Origin of the sequence: Cryobacterium lyxosi, assembly GCF_004403345.1 — a bacterium.
Classification (GTDB): Bacteria; Actinomycetota; Actinomycetes; order Actinomycetales; family Microbacteriaceae; genus Cryobacterium; species Cryobacterium lyxosi.
The window spans coordinates 199,774-219,096 of record NZ_SOGT01000012.1 but is presented as its reverse complement, the minus strand read 5'-3'; the positions used below and the strand labels follow the sequence as shown (position 1 = coordinate 219,096).

Genomic DNA, 19,323 nt, shown 5'->3' with positions numbered 1-19,323 from the left:
TCCCCGCCCGCCGCTTCCCCCTCCCGGGGCGCATAACTCCTGCAATCTGCCGCGTCAAATTTTTGGTGGTCCGTGTTTTGGCGGTCCGTAGACACAGCGAGTGCAATCTGCAGGAGTTATGCCTCGGTGACTGCCGGTGATCGGTGATCCGTGATCGGTCAACATGGCTCGATCGCCCTTCTGGGTGATCGTTGTCACTCCGGGATGGCCCAATCGCGTAACTCCTGCAATTTGGTCTCTCGGTCCGGCCGACCCGAGTGCTTCCGGGTTAGATTGCGGACGAGCACGGAGATTGCAGGAGTTATGCGCTTAGGCGAGAGGTACGACACGAAAGAGTAAGCACGGAAAAGTAAGCACGGAAGAGTTATGCACAGGCGGCTGGAAGCGCTGTCCCCAGATTGGTTGCGGGGAGGTCCTAGTGACTGGAAAATGACGACGATCGTCTGCATGAACCCATTTCTGATCTCCCTCGCTGGCCAGTGCCGCATCGTCAGCCGACAAGACCTATTGAACAGCGGCATGCGAGCCAAACACATCACGGCGGCAGTGCGTAGCAATACGCTCATCCGAGTCCGCCGCGATCACTACGCTCTGCCGGGAACCGATCGACACACGCTCGAGGCGGTTCGCATCGGCGGGCGCGAAGCCTGCGTTTCGGCGGCCCGGGAGATCGGCTTCTTTGCCTTCGACACGCAATTCACCCACGTGCATATCCCGCGGGAGGGCTCCCGCCTGCGCAGTCCCCAAAGTCGTCACGTTCCGCTGGCGGCCGCCCCGCGGGACGGCGTCGAGCTGCACTGGTGGCCGCTCATCGACAGAACTGATGGCACCGAGTACTGCGTCGGGCCCCGCGACGCCCTCGCCCAGATCATCCAGTGCCAGGAACCTCGCTTCGCTCTCGCGGCGCTCGACACAGCCCTGCACGAGCATAAGATTCGGGGAGCTGACCTCGATGAGATCTTCGCCCATGTCCCCGATAAGCATGGCGGGCTGCGGTCCCGCATCGATGCGCGAGTGGATGCCGGCCAGGAGTCCGTTCTACGCGACCTGTTCCGGTCCGCCGGGTACCGCTGTGACATTCAGGTGCACATCGACCGGGTCGGCCGCGTCGATGTCCTGGTTGAGGGCTGTGTAGTCGTTGAGGCGGACAGTCAGAGTCATCACAAAGCCTGGGAGGAGCACATTCGCGACCGCACCCGAGACCGGTTGCTGGCAACCCTCGGCTATGTGACGCTCCGCGTGCTGTATCAGGACATCATGTTCGATCCGGAGGGCGTGCTTCGGGCAATTCAGAAGCTCGTCGACATTTGCCGGTATGGGAGCCCCCGAGTCTTCACTGCCGCCCAAGCAACGGGAATCCGCGGCGCATAACTCCTGCAAATTTCGAATGACCCAAAATATAAGGCCCACAATTCGGGGCCTTATCGAGCGCAGGCTGCAATTTGCAGGAGTTATGCTCCCGGGTGGGCAGCAAACAGGCCCGGCAGGCTGGCGAGAGTGTCGATGCGGAGAACTCCGAGGCGTGCGGCATCGTCTGTGTCGCCAACGCCAACGCCAACGCCAACGCCAACGCCAACGCCAACGGCAACGCCAACGGCAACGCCTTCGGCAACGGCAACGCCTTCGGCAACGGCAACGCCTTCGGCAACGCCAACGCCAACGCCATCGGCGGCAGCGGATGCGCCGGCGCGGTCCAGCCAGACCCCCGTCAGCCCCGCAGCGGCCGCGCCCAGGGCATCCGTGCGCAGCCGATCTCCCACGTAAACCGCTTCCTCGACGGGCACGCCAAACAGCGCGCAGGCGTGCTCGAAGATGCGCGTGTCGGGCTTGGCAAAGCTGAGCGCGCCCGAGGCGATGACATGCTCGAACCGGTCAGCCAAGCCGACGCGACGAATCTTCTCGCCCTGAAAAACCGGGTCGCCATTCGTGATGAGGCCAAAGCGCACCGCGGGAATCACCTCGGCCAGCGCATCGAAGCAGGGGAGCGCATCGTCATGCAGCTGCCACCGGGACCGGTAGCTTTCGAAATATTCGTCAAACCACGCATCTGCTTCGGCGTCGGTCAGCACGATGCCGGACGAGGCCGTGAAATCCTGGGCGCGGGCGCGGCGCTGGCCGGCAAAGGTGAGAGTGCCCGCGAGGTAGGAGTGATAGTGCTCCTCCTCGAGCGCACTCCACAGCACCGTCGCCGCTTTCCGGTCGGCGGTCGCGAAGGCACCGCCGACCCGGTCGAGGTGGAGCAGAATACCGGCAGCGACCGCGTCCCGGTGAGCGAACAGGGTGTCGTCGAGGTCGAACAGTACGACGCGCGGCACGGTCATCGGGCGAGGGCCGCTGCTGGCCAGCCGGGCTGCCGGCTGCGGTCATCGCCGGCTGCGAGGTGGCCGTGCCAGGAGTCGGGGAAGGTTCCGTCCCGGTAGGCGGTGACGGATGGCCCCGTGCCGGAATATCGAAATCCCGACTTCCATGCCGCTCGGGCCGACGCGACGTTTCCGACCAGGCATTCCCAGTGCAACACGTCGATGATTCCTGCCGCGAACGCCCAATCGGCGACGAGCCGCTGAGCTTCGGGTATGAGGCCGCGGCCCCGGTACGGGGCGCCCAGCCAGAAGCCGATGGAGCCCACCCGGTGAACGGATGCGTCCGCCGCGACGGATTCCCCGCTCAAGCGCAGACAGATCACGCCCAGCAGGTCTGGGCCGGCAGGGTCCCGCAACGCCCAGGTATATTCCCGATCCGACATCCATCCGGAGGGGACATACTCAGCGAGGAAACCTTCGGCGTGCTCCAGATGGTAGGGCCACGGAACGGTCAGGTAGCGCTCAAAAAGCGGGTCCTGGCAGTACTCGAAGACCCGGTCAACGTCTCCGACGACGGGCGCATCAAGCAGTGCCAGCGGGGAGGAGAGCGAGAACGGCTGCATTAGCGAGGGGGGAGAAAACCGACGCGGTCGTAGACGGTGGCCAGGGTCTCATTGGCAACATCAGAGGCCCGGGCCGCGTTGGACGCGAGAACCCGGTCGAGCTCGGCCGGGTCATCCAGCAGCTCGGCCACGCGCTGGCGGATCGGGTCGAAGGTACCCAGAACCACCTCGACGAGCCCCTTTTTCAGGTCACCATACCCACGGCCAGCGTATTCGTTCTCGATCGACTCGATCGATTCGCCGGCGAGCACGGAGTAGATCGTGAGCAGGTTGGCCACACCCGGCTTGTTCTCGCGGTCGAAGATTACGCCGCCGTCGGCATCCGTCACGGCCCGCATGATCTTCTTCTTGGTGACGCCGGGCTCATCGAGCAGCCAGATGATACCGGCATGCGACTCGGCGGACTTCGACATTTTCGACGTGGGATTCTGCAGGTCGTAGATCTTCGCGGTCTCCTTCACGATCGCCACTTCGGGAATCGTGAAGGTGTCGCCGAAGCGTGAGTTGAAGCGCAGGGCGAGGTCGCGGGTGAGTTCCACGTGCTGGCGCTGGTCTTCCCCGACCGGCACCACCTCGGTTTGGTACAGCAAGATATCCGCCGCCATCAGCGTCGGGTAGGCGAACAGGCCAACCGACGTAGCGTCGGCGCCGTGCCGCACGGACTTGTCCTTGAACTGCGTCATGCGACTCGCCTCACCGAACCCGGTGATGGTGTTGAGCACCCAGGCCAGCTGGGCGTGCGCGGCGACGTGCGACTGCACGTACAGCGTTGACGCCGACGGGTCGATACCGGCCGCAATGTACTGCGCCGCCGTGCCACGCGTGTTCTCGCGTAGCTTGGCCGGCTCCTGGGCGACGGTGATGGCGTGCAGGTCGACGATGGAGAAGAACGCGTCGTGCGTCTGCTGCAGCGACTTCCAGTTCAAAAGCGCGCCGATGTAGTTGCCGATCTGCAGGGACTCGGCCGAGGGCTGCATACCCGAATACAGGCGGGGTTTGGTCATGAGTGTGCTTCCTTCGCGAGGTCATAGTCGACCACGACGGGGGAGTGGTCGCTCCAGCGCTGGTCGTACGCAGCGGCCCGGTCGACCGCATAATTCAGAACGGATGCCGCCAGCTTCGGGCTGGCCAGATGGTAATCCAGGCGCCACCCGGTATCGGTATCGAAAGCCTGCCCGCGCTGCGACCACCAGGTGTACGGTCCTTCAACCTCGCCGGCCCACTTACGGCCGACGTCCACCCAGCCGAGTCCCGCCCCCGTGTTGTACTCCGGCTCGCCTTCGCCGCCGAGGATACGGTCGAAATACTCACGCTCCTCCGGCAGAAATCCCGCGTGCTTCTTGTTGCCGCGCCAGTTCTTGATGTCGAGCGTGCGATGGCCCACGTTGAGGTCGCCGAGCACGAGCGCGAGCGGGCTGTGCTCGGTCAGTTCGGGCATCCGGGCAATCATGGCATCGAGAAATTTATACTTCTCGATCTGCTTCGGGGTGTCGGTCTCGCCGGAGTGCACGTAGGTGCTCACGACGGTGACGATCTGTCCGTTGACCTCGTAGTCCGCCTCGAGCCAGCGGCCGGCGCTGTCGAATTCTTCAGCGCCGAGAGCGACGCGATGAATGGATGCCGTGGCCCGGCTCGCCAGGGCGACACCGGCCCGGCCCTTGGCGGTGGCGGCGTCGTGCAGAATATTCCAGTCCGGCCCCAGCAGACCCTCGAGGTCTTCGGTCGAGGCGCGCACCTCCTGGATGGCCAGAATGTCCACGTCGCGCTTGTTCAGCCAGTCGCCCATTCCCTTGCGGTACGCGGCTCGTACCCCGTTTGTGTTGATGCTGGCAATGCGGAGCGGTTTGGCAGAAGACATGGGTCAAGTCTAGTTAGCGCGCATCTGCCGAATCGGCCAGGGCGCACTCCGCCACCCGCGCTTTCGCCGCCTTCAGGCGGCGGCCGGCGGCCCACCGGGCATACCACGGCGACGTATCGAGGCCGGCCTGGGCTGCTGTGAGCTCGGCCTGCGCGGTCAATCGGAGGGCGTCCCGCATCCGTTTCTCGTGCCGGTTGGCAGCCTCGTCGGCGCTGAGTGTGTGCGGCGGAATGCCCGCGTCGGCCATGCCGACCGCGATCCACGAGGCCGCGATGAGTGTCACGGAACTCACGAGGTTGAACCAGACCAGCAGACCGATGATCACGGCGAAGGTTGCCAGCAGTGGGTTGCGGCTGGCGCCACCGAGGAGCACTCCACCGAGAATTTTCAATAGTCCGAGGGCGACACCGCCGAGCAGTGCCCCGGCGAACAGCCGTCGCACCGGAATACGCACCCGTGACAGCACCCGGAACAGGCCGGCGAGGGTGAGCGTGTCGATGACGAGTACGACGGCCAGGCCGATGCCGCGAGCAGACGCCTCGTAGAAGAACGAATCCTGCGCAATCTGAAAGAGGCGAAACAGGGCGCCGAGCAGCGCGGTGCTCGCGAGGGAGACGAGCGCTGACACGACCAGGGCGAGCCCGAAGATCAGCCCCAGGCCGAGCTCGCGCAGCTTGACCCAGATGAAGAATGTGGTTTGTGGGGGCATCCCGAAGACGGTGCGCACCGCCTGTGCGGTGGTCGAGAGCCAGCCGAGGGCGGTCAGGAGCAATCCCGCCAGGGCAATGGCGCCGGTCCAGGTGAGTACGCCGGTGGTGGCGAGTACCTTCGGATCGATGATGGCGTCGGTGCCGATCAGGCCCGGAACCGACTGGTTGATGATCGCGTACAAAGCGTTCAGCAGTCCCTGATTCGCGGTAAGAAACAGGCCGGCGATGGAGAACCCTACCCAGACTGCCGCAAAGATGGCGAAGATGGCCTGGTACGACATCCCGCCGGCGAGGATGCCGCCACCCACATTGGTGAAGTGGGCGAACACCCGCACCGGACGCCACGCTTGGATGCGCGCCAGAAACTCTTCCACGAGCTACAGCTTAACGACGAGGACGCCTCGTTCACCAGCGAAGAGTGACTGACGCACCCGGCAGTGCGTGGGTGTCCTACCGGAGCAGCCAAGCGGTCGCTGCGCCGGGAAGTAATCCAGCAGTCAGGGGCGAGCTGGTCACCAGGACGGTGCCCTCTGGCAGCGCGACCGGTGCGACGCCGAAGTTTGTCACGCTGGTCCACCCGTTTGGCCGGCTGAACGCCAAAACATCGGGTAGTTCGGTGTCGATCCATTCGAGACGCTCGTCCGTCTGGAACTCGCGGCGCAGCTCGAGCGCCCGGCGGTACAGGGTCAGCGTTGAATTCGTGTCGTGTTCCTGTGCCTCCACGGACAGGCCGTGGAACCACGCCGGTTGGGGTAGGTGCGCGGCACCGGCACCGAATCCGAATGAGGGACCTGTTTTCGACCAGGGCAGCGGAACGCGGCATCCGTCGCGTCCGACATCGATACCCTGACTCCGGAAGAACACGGGGTCCTGGCGGTCATCGGCTGGGATATCAGCGACCTCGAGCAAGCCGAGTTCTTCTCCTTGATACAGGTAGGAAGATCCCGGCAGCGCCAGTTCGAGCAGCGTGGCTGCGCGAGCTCGACGAAGTCCGAGTTCGGCGTCGAGGGCCGGCGTTGTTCCGCCGCTGAGTAGCCATTCCGTGCCTTGTTTCACGGTACTTCCGGCACGAGGAGGAAGGCCATAACGCGTCGCGTGGCGGACGACGTCGTGATTGGAGAATACCCACGTCGTCGACGATCCAGACTCTGCAGCCAGCTCGAGGTTGAACGTGATGACATCACGGAACGCCGTGGCGTCGAAATCCGCTTCGAGGAGGTCGAAGTTGAAGGCCTGCCCGAGACCTTCTGCACTGGCATAGCGGGCGCGGCGGGAGGGGATGACCCACGCCTCAGCGACGGCGGTGCGAGGAGGGTCATAGGAGTTGAACACCGTGCGCCACTCGGCATAGATATCGTGCACGTCGTCACGGTCCCACATGGGATGCGACCCAGCTTCGTGCGGGGCGTCGAGGTCGGCCTGTGACGGTAGCGACTGAGGGAGATCTTTCGCGAGACCGTGTGCAACATCGATACGGAAGCCGTCGACACCCCGATCCGACCAAAATCGCAGTGTGTGCACGAAATCTGCTCGAACCTCGCTGTTCTTCCAATTGAGGTCGGGTTGTTCCGGCGCGAAGTAGTGCAGGTACCACTGGCCGTCACCAACGGGTTCCCACGCCGGGCCGCCGAACGTGGACGTCCAATCGGCGGGTGGCTGAGTACCGTTTGTGCCGAGGCCGTCGCGGAAGATGTATCGAGCGCGGGCCGCGGATCCGCGGGGTGACGCCAGCGCCTCGCGGAACCATTCGTGTCGGTTTGACGTGTGGTTGGGCACGATATCGACGATGAGGCGCAACCCGGCGTCATGGAGCGCCGTGACCATGTCGTCGAAATCGGCGAGGGTTCCCAGTTTGGGGTCGACGTCGCGGTAGTCGTCGACGTCGTAGCCGCCGTCGGCGAGGGCGGATGGATAGAACGGACTGAGCCAGACCGCGTCCACTCCAAGGGTCTGAAGATAGGGAACCCGCGTCGTGATGCCGGGCAGATCGCCGATGGCGTCGCCGTTCGAATCCGCGAATGAGCGTGGGTAGATCTGGTAAACGGCCGCCTGTCGCCACCAGGCGGCGGCGCTGTTGGCATCGATCGTGTCGGGTTGGGCGTCGAGGACGTTGGTCATGATTTCCTTTGTGAGGGTGGTTGGTCAGGTCGTTATTTGATGGCGCCTTGCGTGACTCCGGACATCACCCAGCGCTGCGTGAAGAGGTAGACGATGATTGCGGGAGCCAGGGCGAGGAGGTATGAAGCGAACGCAACGTTGTAGTTGTTGCTGAACTGCGTCTGGAAGATGCTTTGCAGAACGGGGAGAGTCTGTAACGACGGATCGGACGTGATGAGCGATGGCATCATGAAGTCGTTCCACGACACGAGGAACGCGAAAATTCCGACGGTAGCGCTCATCGGTGCCAAAAGCGGAAACACGATTTTCCAAAAGACTTGCCCCGTCGTCGCCCCATCGAGCCGCGCGCTTTCTTCGAGCTCCTCGGGGAGTGACCGGAGGAAAGCCGTGAAGAGCAGGATGCTGAACGACAGCTGAAACATGACGTGCAATATGGCCACGCCGATCGGGTTATCCAGCCCGACGAGTCCGGTGAGGGTGACCTGGGACAGGGCGAGAACGGGGAAAGGCAAGAACATCGCCGCGAGGAGATAGTAGAACGACCAGCGAAAGAAGCGACGGTGCCAATTGCGCGAGATTGCATAGGAGGCGAGAGCGCTGAGCAGAATCGTCCCGAGCACCGTGGTCGTGGTGACGAACACCGAGATGGCGAAACCACGCGGAAAGTCGGTGAGACTCCAGGCAGCGAGAAATCCGTCGACCGAAAATGGTGACGGAAGTGAGAATGCGTTTCCGTTGACGGCTTGTGCCGTCGTTTTGAAAGCCATCGACACGGTCACATAGAGCGGCGCGAGCACCGCAAGGGAACACAGTACGAGCACGAGTGTGAGCGTGAGCCGCGGACGCTTTCTGCGGTTGCGCCGACGCTGCCTGACCTGGTCGGACTCGGTACTGCGCCAAACGGTATCGGTGGGAGCAATCAGCAACTGGCTGGTCATCAGAAGGCCGCCTTTCCGCGGGTGAGGCGCACTTGGATGAGGGCAATCACGAGGGCGATCAAAAAGAAGATCGTGGCATTGGCCATCTGATACGCGTAGTCCCCGCTGGTGAATCCGGAAAAGATCACCATCGCGATGCTTCTCGTCGAGGTCCCCGGACCCCCGTTAGTCAGGCCGAAGATGATGTCATAGGCATTCAGAAAGTTCTTGAAGCCGATGACCAGATTGATGAGGACGTAGCCGGAAATGAGCGGAAGGGTGATCAAACGCAGCTGTGCCCACGTCGACGCCCCGTCGAGTGACGCTGCCTCGTGAACATCACCAGGAATCGACAGGACACCAGCGATGTAGATCAGCAGTGCCGACGGTATCGCCTGCCACGCGGTTACGAGCGAGATGGCGATCCACGCCAGGTTCGGATCAGAGAGCATGCTGCCGACCAGGGGCGCGAATCCGATCGACTCAGCGAAGGCTGGCAGCGAGTTGGAGAACAAGAAATTGAAGACGAACGCAATGATGATGCCTGATACCACCATGGGCAAGACGAACACGGCGCGCAGGGCGACCGTGCCGCGGATGCGAGCGGTGAGGGCAATCGCGAGCAGGAATGCGATGATATTGACCAGTATCACCGTCACTAATGCCAGCCCGATCGTGAAACCGTACGAGTTGAGTACGGCCGGATCGGAGAACAGGGCGACATAGTTCGTGAAGCCGGTGAAACTCCACTCCCCGAAGCCGATCGAGTCGGTGAAACTGAAGAAAATACCCATGAGCGCTGGCAGGGTGATCGCGAGCGTGAACAGCACCAGGGTCGGAAAAAGGAATAAGTGGAAAGTCGGGTCGACACGGTCGGCACGCGCCGACTTCGAGCCGGTGTGGGGAACCGCAGTGCCGGGGATCTTGGCCCGGGCATGGAGTGAGATGGCCATGGGATGTCCTTCGTTGTCGGTCAGGAACGGAAGGCGAGTCGCGCCCAGTCGGCGTCGAGGGTGCGCAGCGTTGCGGCAGGATCGTCGTCGAGCACCATTGCCTGCGCATAATTTTGCACGGGGATGCTCTGGGGAACCAGCTGTGAAGCGCCTAGGGAGAATGCGGCGTCATCATAGAACGGCTGTAAGTCGACCAGAGTGGGATGGGTGACGGGCGGGGCATCCGTTGTGACGCCGAAGGCGTTGTTGACGGCGTTATAGGCGTTGATGATTTCTGGTTGCATCAGGTAGGAAAGAAACTCCCGCGCTGCGGCCTTCTTGGTCGATGCCTCCGGAATCCACAGGGCAAGGTCGACGTTGACTCGGATCTTGCGGTCGGCGGCCACTTCTGTCATCGGCAGAGGGAACGCCCCAATGGGCAGATCGGGAGCGGTCTTGGCGATCTCGCTCAGCGCCCAGGGTCCTTGAAAATACATGGCGGCCTCGCCGTTGGCGAAAGCGAGGTTGCCGTCGCCGTAACTGCGGCTGTTGGCATCTGCGTTCACGTAGGCGGCAAGCTCAACCATGCGCTTCATCGGGTGGGCCAGAGCCTTCTCAAACGACACGGATGATGACGGGCCGACGTTGTGTCCCAGCGATTCAAGTTCGTTGAACAGCGATGCAACGTCGACGCTTCCGCCCACCGTGTAGTCGAAGAGCCCCTGTGACACGGTCCAGGGGTCCTTGAAGGTGCCGTAGATCGGCGTGATACCCGCTGCGGTGAGTACGTCGCACACGGCGATGAACTCGCTCCACGTGGTGGGCACCGTGAGGCCCTGTTCGGCAAAGATCTGCCGGTTGTAGAGCACACCCGCCGCCATGAAGGAGTAAGGGATAACGCTCGTGCGCCCGGGATAGGTCGCGGTCTGTTCGATCAACGGCACAAGGTCGGCGTTGATCCGCTTCGCCTCGGGCAGGTCGGATAGGTCGCTCAGGGCACCGTGCTCGACGTAACGCGCGATCTCGAAGTTGTAGTTCAGGCAGCCGAGGTCAGGTGGGTTGCTCCGCACGAAGCCGGCCGACAGGTTGGACGAGAAATCGTGCACCACGCGAATGCGACTCTGGGCTGCGTGAAAATTCTCGATCACCTCGTCGAAGTAGCCGATGACCTCCGGCTTACTTTGGTGGAACGTTATCTCGGTAAAACCGGATCCAAAACGGGCGGGTGTACACGCACTCAGGCCGAGGCTGACAGCTGCAGCGGCAGCACCACCAAGCACGGACCGTCTGCTGAGAGGTCGAGGGGTGAGAATTTTCGAGAACACGTCTTTGTCTCCTAGATGAATCGCAGCGCACCGGCCGATAAACAACCAGTACTAAATCTAGGATATAGATTTAGTTAGAAAAAGCCAGTTTCGTTTCCAGGATCGGTAAAGTCACATCAATGGAGCAATCACTTGGCGCGGTGTCGACGCAATTGCTGCGACGTATCAACGCCGGACGAGTCGTGCAGTTTGCCTGGGACACGGGTGCCTTCACCGCGAGCGACGCAATCGTTGCCTCCGGGCTGACCAGATCAACCGTTTTACGGGTATGTGACGAGCTCATCGTGAAGGGGTGGATTCACGAATTGAGTGACACCCGCGAGGCCGGGGCGTACAGCAAAGGCCGGCCAGCGAGGCGTTACGCTTTCCGCAGCAGCGCTGCCCACGTTGTCGCGGTCGACGCTGGGCAACATCATGTTTCGGCCTGGGTGACCGACCTGCAAGGTAGCGTGCTGGCGTCATCGCCCGAGCCGATCACCCCTCGATCGGATAGCGCTCTCGACCGGCGGCGCGCCGTGGAAAGGGCCGTGAACCTGGCCGTCGACGGCGCCGGCGCATCGGAGCGATCCGTGCTCGCCGCAGTCATCGGCGTTCCTGCACCCACGGACGAAAACGGTGTGTCACCGCGGGGAGATGACGGCTTCTGGGCACGGATGAATCCGGGTTTCGCACAGCTGTTCGGCCAGCGTGGCTGGAGCGTCGTGGTAGAGAACGACGCAAACCTGGCGGCAATTGCGGAGGGCGCGATCGGGGCAGGAGTCGGGGTATCCTCCTTCGTGAATCTGCTCTCCGGAGCCCGGTTCGGCGCGGGGGTCATGGCGAACGGAGCCCTCGTGCGGGGTGCCCGGGGTGGAGTCGGCGAGCTTCACCTTCTCGACCTCGTCGATGGCGTTGGATCTGCCGATGGACTGGGTCGACTCGCGGTGGCCTGGACTGACGCGGCACGGGTCAAGGGCACAATCCCGATCACGAGTCCGCTCGCCGCGGGCCAGGTGGAGGCTTTGGACGTGTTCGCGGCCGCTCGAGCTGGCGATGCGACCGCAGTGGGTATCGTCGACCGGTTAGCGGCGCGTCTCGCCCGGGTGTGTGCGGTGCTGGGTGGCCTGTTGGACACAGAACGCATCATCATCGGCGGGGCCATTGCTCCGGCTGCGGACCTGTTGATTGAGCGGGCCGAGCCCATTCTGGCGGCGTTCATGCACGGTCAGGTTCCAACGCTCGTAGCTTCTCCGCTGGGCGCTCGCGCCGTCGGGCTGGGCGCAATCCACCGCGGCCTCGAACTCATTCGCAGCGACCCGTTGCGCTTTTCCCTCAATACGTAGACTGAAAGTGACTTTCGGCCACGGTGTCACGTTTGAAGTGAATGAGATCGAGGCCCGCCAGCGGGCCTGGGTGACAGTTACGCCTTGCCGCGCATGATGGCCTGCTTGACCTCGGAGATGGCCTGGGTCACTTGGATGCCGCGGGGGCAGGCCTCCGTGCAGTTGAAGGTCGTGCGGCAGCGCCACACGCCCTCCTTGTCGTTGAGAATGTCGAGGCGCACGGCCGCATTCTCATCGCGGGAGTCGAAGATGAAGCGGTGCGCGTTGACGATCGCGGCCGGGCCGAAGTACTGGCCGTCGGTCCAGAACACCGGGCAGCTCGACGTGCACGCTGCACACAGAATGCACTTGGTGGTGTCGTCGAAACGGGCGCGCTGGGCGACCGTCTGGATGCGTTCCTTGCCCTTGACCGGGGTGACGCTGTTCATGAGGAACGGCTGCACCGCCTTGAACGAGTCGAAGAACGGCTCCATGTCGACGATGAGGTCCTTCTCCAGCGGCAAGCCCTTGATGGCCTCCACGTAGATGGGCTTCGTGACGTCGAGGTCCTTCATGAGCGTCTTGCAAGCGAGACGATTGCGGCCGTTGATGCGCATGGCGTCCGAGCCGCAGACGCCGTGTGCGCACGAGCGACGGAAGGTCAGCGACCCGTCCTGTTCCCACTTGATCTTGTGCAGCGCGTCGAGCACGCGGTCGGTCGGGTAAAGCTGCACATCGAAATCCTGCCAGTGCGGCTCGTCGTCGACCTCCGGGTTGAACCGACGAATAATGAGCGTCACCGTGAAGGACTTGATCTCCTCGGGAACGACGGGCTTCTGATCAATCGTGGCGGAACTCACTAGTACTTCCTCTCCATCGGCTGGTAACGGGTGATGACAACCGGTTTCCAGTCGAGTTTGATGTGGTCGGCGGCATCCGCGCTCATGGCGTCACCCTTGAGGTAGGCCATGGTGTGCTTGAGGTAGTTCTCGTCGTCGCGCACGAGGTAATCCTCACGCTGGTGTCCGCCGCGGCTTTCCTTGCGGTTGCGGGCGGAGTAGACGACAACCTCAGCGAGGTCGAGCAAGAAACCGAGTTCGACCGCCTCGAGCAGGTCGGTATTGAACCGTCGGCCCTTGTCTTGCACGCCGATGTTCTTGTAACGCTCACGCAGCAGGTGGATGGTCTCGGTGACCTCGGCGAGGGACTCGTCGGTGCGGAACACCTGGGCCTTCTTGTCCATCTCCTCCTGCAGAATCTTACGCAGCACGGCAATGCGTTCGGTTCCAGTCGATGAGCGGATGCCTTCCAGCAGTTCGCGCACCTCTTTGGCCGGGTCTTCCGGCAGGGGCGTGAACGAGGCCGTCTTGACGTACTCGACCGCGTTGTTGCCAGCACGCTTTCCGAACACGTTGATGTCCAGCAGCGAGTTGGTGCCGAGGCGATTGGAGCCGTGCACCGAGACGCAGGCGCATTCGCCGGCGGCGTATAAGCCGGGAACGACCTCTTCGTTGTTGCGCCAGACTTCGGCCTTCACGTTGGTGGGGATTCCGCCCATCGCATAGTGCGCGGTCGGCATGACCGGCACCGGTTCGGTGACCGGGTCAACGCCGAGATAGGTGCGGGCGAACTCGGTGATGTCGGGCAGCTTGGTCTCGAGCAGTTCCTTGCCGAGGTGCGTGCAGTCGAGGTACAGGTAGTCTTTCTCCGGCCCGGCGCCGCGACCCTCAGCAACCTCCTTGAGCATGCAGCGCGAGACGATGTCACGCGGGGCGAGGTCCTTGATGGTCGGCGCGTAGCGTTCCATGAAGCGCTCTCCGGAGGCGTTCCGCAAAATGGCGCCCTCACCGCGGGCTCCCTCAGTCAAGAGGATGCCCAGCCCGGCCAGGCCGGTCGGGTGGAACTGGAAGAACTCCATGTCCTCGAGCGGAAGGCCCTTGCGCCAGACGATACCGACGCCGTCACCGGTGAGGGTGTGCGCGTTCGAGGTGGTCTTGTAGATTTTTCCGAAACCGCCGGTGGCGAAGATGAACGCCTTGCCCTGGAAAACGTGCAACTCGCCGCTCGACAGGTCGAGGGCGACCACGGCCGATGGCTGGTCGACGCCGTCGACGCTGGTCATGACGAGGTCGAGCACGTAGTACTCGTTGAAGAAGTTAATGCCGCGCTTGACGCAGTTCTGGTACAGCGTCTGCAGAATCATGTGGCCGGTGCGGTCGGCGGCATAGCAGGAGCGGCGAACCGGGCTCTTGCCGTGGTCGCGGGTGTGGCCGCCGAAACGACGCTGGTCGATCTTGCCCTCCGGCGTACGGTTGAACGGCAGGCCCATGTTTTCGAGGTCGATGACCGCGTCGATGGCTTCCTTGGCCAGGATCTCGGCAGCGTCCTGGTCGACCAGGTAGTCGCCGCCCTTGATCGTGTCGAAGGTGTGCCATTCCCAGTTGTCTTCCTCGACGTTGGCCAGGGCCGCGGCCATGCCGCCCTGTGCCGCACCGGTGTGCGAACGCGTCGGGTAGAGCTTGGAGATGACCGCTGTACTGGCGTGGGGGCCGGCTTCGATGGCGGCACGCATGCCAGCCCCACCCGCTCCCACAATGACGATGTCGTGCTGGTGGTAGTGCACGCCGTCTACGACGGTGGACTCCGGAGCCGGATTGGGAACGGCGGGTGAAGTAGAAGAAGTCATATGTGTGTGTGCAGCTCCTAGAGGGACGTACAGAACGAGGCAACGAGGTCGGCGGGCGCACCGGCGGGGCAGGGATCGAAGGTGAACACCACGAGGGTGCCGAGCACGATCAACGAGACAACACTGACCAGAATGGCAACCTTGAGGATGCCGCGGCTGATTCGCGAGGTCGCGTAGTCATTGACGAGGGTGCGCATACCGTTGCCGCCGTGAATCAGAGCGAGCCAGAGCATGATGACATCCCAGACCATCCAGAACGGGTTGGTCAGCTTGCCGGCCACGAACGCGAAGTTCAGGGCGCTGACGCCCTCGCCGATCATGAGGTTGACGAACAGGTGGCCGAAGATGAGCACGACCAGCACGACGCCGGAGACACGCATGTAGATCCAGCCCCACTTTTCCCAGTTGACACCGCTCTTCTTGGTGGAGTGGCTGTATGGGCTGCGGGGAGCTTCGATTGTTGAAGTCATAATGTCGCCCCCTAGTGGCTGAACACGTTGATGAGGTGGCGCGGCACGAAGCCCAGCATGGTGACGACCCACAGGCCGATGACGACGTAGAACAGCACCCGCTGGTACTTGGCGTTCCAGAAGTCGATCAGAATGATCCGCAGCCCGTTGAACGCGTGGAACACGATGGCTCCGACGAGTGCGACCTCACCGAGGCCCATGATCGGCGTCTGGTACTGCGCGATAACCGCGTTGTACGCTTCGGGACTGACCCGCACGAGCGCCGTGTCGAGAATATGAACGAGCAGAAAGAAGAAAATCGCGACGCCCGTGATGCGGTGCAATACCCACGACCACATCCCCGTGTTGCCCCGATACAGGGTGCCGGCGGGGCGACGTGACGTCGTCTTCTGCTGAGAATCTAGGGTTCCTGCCGTCTGTGGCATGAACAACCCTCCCTGGCTGAATAATGGCTCTTTAGTGAGACCGAGAATGCGCTATAAGCACATGCCATTATTCTACAAGCGTGCCGCCCGCTCGTGTCAGTTAGGTTGCCCTAACGTTGCATCGAGGGTGGTATGTGCGTGCCGGCGCGCACGGCCAGTCGCTCGTCGACGGCTTGCTCGTAGTAGTCGACCAGTTCGGCGCAGACCGTCGGCCAGGAGCGCCCAAGCACTGCGCGTCGCCCGGCTTCGCCCATGCGTGCCCGCAACATCGGATCACGTGCGAGCTGGTACACCCAGTGCCGCAGGTCGTAGTCGTCGTCCGGTCGAAACAGGTACCCGTTCACGCCGTGCGTCACGAGGTCGATCGGTCCGCCAGCGTGCGGGGCCACGACGGGCAGGCCGGCGGCGTGCGCCTCCTGCAGCGTCTGACCAAAGGTTTCTTCGGTACCCGCGTGCACGAATACGTCAAAGCTCGCGTAGGCAATGGCCAATTCGCGGCCCGACAGGCGTCCCAGCCAGGTGACGGGCATACCCGAGAGAGCGCGCCGAATCGAAGGGACGCTCGGCCCGTCTCCGACGAGAGCTAAACGGATGCCCGGCACCCCGCGCAGTGCACGCAGTCGCTCCACCTGCTTCTCCGGGGCCATCCGGCCGACATACCCGACAATCACGTCAGGCTCAGCGCCATTGCGCGTGAAGGCGTCGTGCTGCGGCGCAATTCGTTCCCGCAGGGCGGCGACCGCCGGGTCATTCTTCAGATTCGGGTGAAACCCGGCGAGATCGACTCCGCGAGTCCACATCGCCAGGCGGGGAACGCCGAGGCGCAGCAGGGCAGCCATCGACGACGACGACGGCACGAGAGTGCGGGTGGCGCCCTCGTGCACCCACTTCACGAACCGCCAGGCCAGGGCGGTGGCGGGGCCGAGGTGGTTTCGGTGCGCGTAGCCGGCGACATCCGTCTGAAAGATCGCGACGGAGGGAATGTCGAGCCGGTTGGCGGCGCTGATGCCCTGGGCGCCGAGCAGAAACGGGGAGGCTGCGTGCAGGACATCGGGGCGAAAGTCAGCGAGCAACTTCTGCACCTGCGGGCTCGGCATGCCGACCGGAAACTCACGGTAGTTGACCGCCGAGACGGTGTGCACCGGAAAACCGGCATACTCGACGGGGGCGCCGTGGGGGGCGATGACCATGGCCTCGTGACCGGCGGCGGCCAGGTGCTCGAGCACCCGGCAGACGCTCGTGGTCACACCGCTGACGGTGGGGAGAAAACTTTCGCTGATTACTGCGATCCGCATGGTCTGAGAGTAAACAACGAGCATTGCCGCCGAGTAACGGGCGCATGAACAGTGGTCTCGCGCCGTCGGAGTGCGGGCGCCGGATAGTCTGGGCGCATGATTACGTCCACTGAGCCCATCGACCGCCTGTACAGCGTGATTCCCGCCGGCGGTATCGGCTCCCGACTGTGGCCGCTGTCGCGAGCGGATGCCCCCAAATTTCTGCACGACCTCACCGGGTCTGGACACACCCTACTGCGCGACACCTGGGATCGCCTCGTTCCGCTTTCGAACGAGCAGCGCATCATGGTGGTCACCGGGCGGGCGCACCGTGCTGCCGTTGAACAGCAGTTGCCCGAACTGACCGACCCGAACGTTGTACTCGAGAGCGAACCGCGCGACTCGACCGCCGCGATCGGCCTCGCCGCGGCCATTCTGGAGCTGCGTGAACCCGGCGTGATCATCGGGTCGTTTCCCGCCGACCATGTCATCAAGGGCGACGCGCTGTTTCGTTCGGCGGTGCTGGAGGCGGTTGTCGCAGCGGATGCCGGCTATATCGTCACGATCGGCATTCAGCCGACCGAGCCCGCGATCGGCTTCGGTTACATCAAGAGCGCCGCTTCTCTGGCGATCGATGGGGCACCGAGCGCCCTGGCCGTTGACTCCTTCGTCGAAAAGCCCAGCCCCGATGTTGCGGAGCGCTACCTCGCCGACGGCCATCACTTGTGGAACGCCGGCATCTTCATTGCCCGTGCCGACCGCCTGCTGGCCGAGATTGAGGCGGCCGAGCCCGAGCTGTACGCCGGGCTCATCGAACTGGCTGCCGCCTGGGATACCCCGGCCCGCGGCGCCGTCGTCGACCAAGTCTGGCCGCGCCTGAAGAAGATCGCCATCGACTACTCGGTCGCTGAACCGGCCGCCGCCGCCGGCAAGCTCGTGGTGATTCCCGGCCAGTTCGACTGGGACGACGTGGGCGACTTCGCCTCGATCGCCAAGCTGCATTCGGGCGGACGCAAGGCCAACCTGGCCATCCTCGGCGAGGGAGCACGGGTGCTCGCCGACTCGTCGAGCGGCATCGTGGTCAGCCACACCGGCCGCATGATCGCGCTGATCGGCGTCGAAGATATCGTCGTGATCGACACGCCTGACGCGTTGCTGGTCACCACGAGTGCGAACGCCCAGAAGGTCAAGGCGGTCGTCGACGCGCTGAAGCTCTCGGGTTCGAGCGATGTGCTCTAAACCGGTACCGGTGTTCGGCTCGCACTGAGTAGAATTCCAGTTCATGCTAAAGGGAGTGTCTTTATGCGTCACTTGATTGCTGTTTCTGCTCTCGCGGCATCCGCTCTGCTGCTGGCCGGGTGCGCGCAGGCACCGACACCGACCGCGACAACGGATGCAACAGCGCCGGACTATTGCGCCCGTATGGTCACGAACTCGGGCGGTCTCGACGACCGGTCCTTCAACCAGTCCAGCTGGGAAGGGCTGCAGGAGGCGGCGACGAAGTACAGCATCGGCACCGAGGCGATCGTGTCGACGTCGGAGAGCGATCTGGCACCCAATGTGAGCCAGGCCGTTGCGACCGGATGCCAGTTCGTTCTCACCGTCGGCTTTGAACTCGCCGATGCCACGCTCGCCGAGGCGACGGCCAACCCCGACGTACACTTCGCGATCGTCGACGAGGTCGTCGATGCGCCCAACGTGAAACCGATCGTCTTCGACACCGCGCAGGCGTCCTTTCTGGCCGGCTACCTTGCGGCCGGCGTGAGCAAGACCGGCATTGTGGCCACCTTCGGTGGCGGCAACCAGCCGCCCGTCACCCTGTTCATGGACGGTTTCGTCGACGGCGTCGCCATGTACAACGACAAGCACACAGCTGCGGTGCAGGTGCTCGGCTGGAACAAGGACACCCAGGACGGCAGCTTCACCGGCGATTTCGAAGACGTCAACAAGGGCAAGGCCTTTGCCCAGGCGTTCATCGACCAGGGCGCTGACATAATTTTGCCGGTGGCCGGCCAGGTCGGGCAGGGCGCCGCCGCCGCCGCCGTTGAAACACCGGGAGTCTCTATTATTTGGGTCGATAACGATGGCTATGTCACCTTGCCGGCACAATTCCAGTCCGTCGTACTCACGAGTGTGCTGAAGAACACCTCGGCCGCTGTTGTGGAAACCATCGGGTCCGACCTTGACGGTACCTTCGACAACACGGCTTTCGTGGGTACGTTGAAGAACGGCGGCGTCGAGATCGCCGACTTCCACGACCTGGCCTCGCTGGTCACGCCTGAACTGAGTGCCGAGCTCGACCAGATCAGAGCCGCGATCGTAGCCGGGATCATCGCCGTAGAAGGCCCCAGCACACCCCAATAGGGGGAAAGTCGTCTCGGCAA

The 19,323-nt window shown here is 63.3% G+C and carries 18 protein-coding genes; 4 read left to right on the top strand and 14 right to left on the bottom strand.

The features are described from left to right. Nucleotides 1-429 precede the first annotated feature (429 nt). A complete protein-coding gene (locus tag E3T27_RS10810) occupies nucleotides 430-1,371 on the top strand; it encodes an endonuclease domain-containing protein (protein WP_206750165.1) in 942 nt (313 codons plus the stop codon). An 80-nt stretch (nucleotides 1,372-1,451) separates the two neighbouring features. On the opposite strand, the gene E3T27_RS10805 is transcribed toward E3T27_RS10810, so the two are convergent. From E3T27_RS10805 to E3T27_RS10765, 9 genes are all read right to left on the bottom strand, one after another. After that, entirely contained in the window at nucleotides 1,452-2,321 is an 870-nt protein-coding gene (locus tag E3T27_RS10805) for an HAD family hydrolase (protein ID WP_134572706.1), read from the bottom strand. After that, nucleotides 2,318-2,923 (bottom strand): GNAT family N-acetyltransferase, encoded by a 606-nt coding sequence (locus E3T27_RS10800; protein WP_134572704.1) that lies wholly within the window; start codon nucleotides 2,921-2,923, stop codon nucleotides 2,318-2,320. The genes E3T27_RS10805 and E3T27_RS10800 overlap by 4 nt, the downstream gene beginning before the upstream one ends. Then, the gene (trpS, locus tag E3T27_RS10795) at nucleotides 2,923-3,927 is read right to left on the bottom strand and encodes a tryptophan--tRNA ligase (RefSeq protein WP_104198276.1); all 1,005 of its coding nucleotides are present in this window, start codon (nucleotides 3,925-3,927) and stop codon (nucleotides 2,923-2,925) included. Before trpS ends, E3T27_RS10800 begins: the two co-directional genes overlap by 1 nt. Beyond that, nucleotides 3,924-4,781 (bottom strand): exodeoxyribonuclease III, encoded by an 858-nt coding sequence (locus E3T27_RS10790; protein WP_104198275.1) that lies wholly within the window; start codon nucleotides 4,779-4,781, stop codon nucleotides 3,924-3,926. The genes trpS and E3T27_RS10790 overlap by 4 nt, the downstream gene beginning before the upstream one ends. Nucleotides 4,782-4,794: 13 nt before the next feature. Continuing rightward, entirely contained in the window at nucleotides 4,795-5,865 is a 1,071-nt protein-coding gene (locus E3T27_RS10785) for a YihY/virulence factor BrkB family protein (RefSeq protein ID WP_134572702.1), read from the bottom strand. 76 nt (nucleotides 5,866-5,941) lie between these two features. Further along, the gene (locus tag E3T27_RS10780) at nucleotides 5,942-7,609 is read right to left on the bottom strand and encodes a glycoside hydrolase family 13 protein (RefSeq protein ID WP_104198273.1); all 1,668 of its coding nucleotides are present in this window, start codon (nucleotides 7,607-7,609) and stop codon (nucleotides 5,942-5,944) included. 32 nt (nucleotides 7,610-7,641) lie between these two features. Continuing rightward, the gene (locus tag E3T27_RS10775; RefSeq protein WP_134572700.1) at nucleotides 7,642-8,547 is read right to left on the bottom strand and encodes a carbohydrate ABC transporter permease; all 906 of its coding nucleotides are present in this window, start codon (nucleotides 8,545-8,547) and stop codon (nucleotides 7,642-7,644) included. After that, nucleotides 8,547-9,479 (bottom strand): carbohydrate ABC transporter permease, encoded by a 933-nt coding sequence (locus tag E3T27_RS10770; protein WP_134572698.1) that lies wholly within the window; start codon nucleotides 9,477-9,479, stop codon nucleotides 8,547-8,549. The genes E3T27_RS10775 and E3T27_RS10770 overlap by 1 nt, the downstream gene beginning before the upstream one ends. Before the next feature lie 20 nt (nucleotides 9,480-9,499). Beyond that, nucleotides 9,500-10,738, bottom strand: a complete 1,239-nt coding sequence (locus E3T27_RS10765; protein ID WP_241992218.1) for an ABC transporter substrate-binding protein — start codon at nucleotides 10,736-10,738, stop codon at nucleotides 9,500-9,502. 164 nt (nucleotides 10,739-10,902) lie between these two features. Between E3T27_RS10765 and E3T27_RS10760 the strand changes: the two genes are divergently transcribed. Continuing rightward, on the top strand, nucleotides 10,903-12,105 hold the full coding sequence (locus E3T27_RS10760; protein WP_134572694.1) for an ROK family protein: 1,203 nt from the start codon (nucleotides 10,903-10,905) through the stop codon (nucleotides 12,103-12,105). Between the two features lie 77 nt (nucleotides 12,106-12,182). Here the strand turns inward: E3T27_RS10760 and E3T27_RS10755 are convergent, their stop codons facing one another. The 5 genes from E3T27_RS10755 to E3T27_RS10735 all read right to left on the bottom strand — a co-directional run bounded on the left by E3T27_RS10755 (nucleotide 12,183) and on the right by E3T27_RS10735 (nucleotide 16,960). After that, nucleotides 12,183-12,944 (bottom strand): succinate dehydrogenase iron-sulfur subunit, encoded by a 762-nt coding sequence (locus E3T27_RS10755; protein ID WP_104198271.1) that lies wholly within the window; start codon nucleotides 12,942-12,944, stop codon nucleotides 12,183-12,185. Beyond that, on the bottom strand, nucleotides 12,944-14,770 hold the full coding sequence (gene sdhA, locus E3T27_RS10750; RefSeq protein ID WP_104198270.1) for a succinate dehydrogenase flavoprotein subunit: 1,827 nt from the start codon (nucleotides 14,768-14,770) through the stop codon (nucleotides 12,944-12,946). Before sdhA ends, E3T27_RS10755 begins: the two co-directional genes overlap by 1 nt. 17 nt (nucleotides 14,771-14,787) lie before the next feature. Continuing rightward, on the bottom strand, nucleotides 14,788-15,240 hold the full coding sequence (locus E3T27_RS10745) for a succinate dehydrogenase hydrophobic membrane anchor subunit (RefSeq protein ID WP_104198269.1): 453 nt from the start codon (nucleotides 15,238-15,240) through the stop codon (nucleotides 14,788-14,790). Nucleotides 15,241-15,251: 11 nt separating this feature from the next. Continuing rightward, nucleotides 15,252-15,665 (bottom strand): succinate dehydrogenase, cytochrome b556 subunit, encoded by a 414-nt coding sequence (sdhC, locus tag E3T27_RS10740; RefSeq protein WP_104127400.1) that lies wholly within the window; start codon nucleotides 15,663-15,665, stop codon nucleotides 15,252-15,254. A 110-nt stretch (nucleotides 15,666-15,775) separates the two neighbouring features. Next, nucleotides 15,776-16,960 (bottom strand): glycosyltransferase family 4 protein, encoded by a 1,185-nt coding sequence (locus E3T27_RS10735; RefSeq protein ID WP_134572692.1) that lies wholly within the window; start codon nucleotides 16,958-16,960, stop codon nucleotides 15,776-15,778. A gap of 96 nt (nucleotides 16,961-17,056) precedes the next feature. On the opposite strand from E3T27_RS10735, the gene E3T27_RS10730 reads away from it, so the two are divergent. Both E3T27_RS10730 and E3T27_RS10725 read left to right on the top strand, forming a co-directional pair. Next, nucleotides 17,057-18,178 (top strand): mannose-1-phosphate guanylyltransferase, encoded by a 1,122-nt coding sequence (locus E3T27_RS10730; RefSeq protein ID WP_134572690.1) that lies wholly within the window; start codon nucleotides 17,057-17,059, stop codon nucleotides 18,176-18,178. 63 nt (nucleotides 18,179-18,241) lie between these two features. Further along, nucleotides 18,242-19,303 carry a BMP family lipoprotein gene (locus tag E3T27_RS10725; protein ID WP_134572688.1) on the top strand — a complete coding sequence of 354 codons (1,062 nt, stop codon included), beginning with the start codon at nucleotides 18,242-18,244 and terminating at the stop codon, nucleotides 19,301-19,303. The last annotated feature ends 20 nt before the right edge of the window (nucleotides 19,304-19,323 follow it).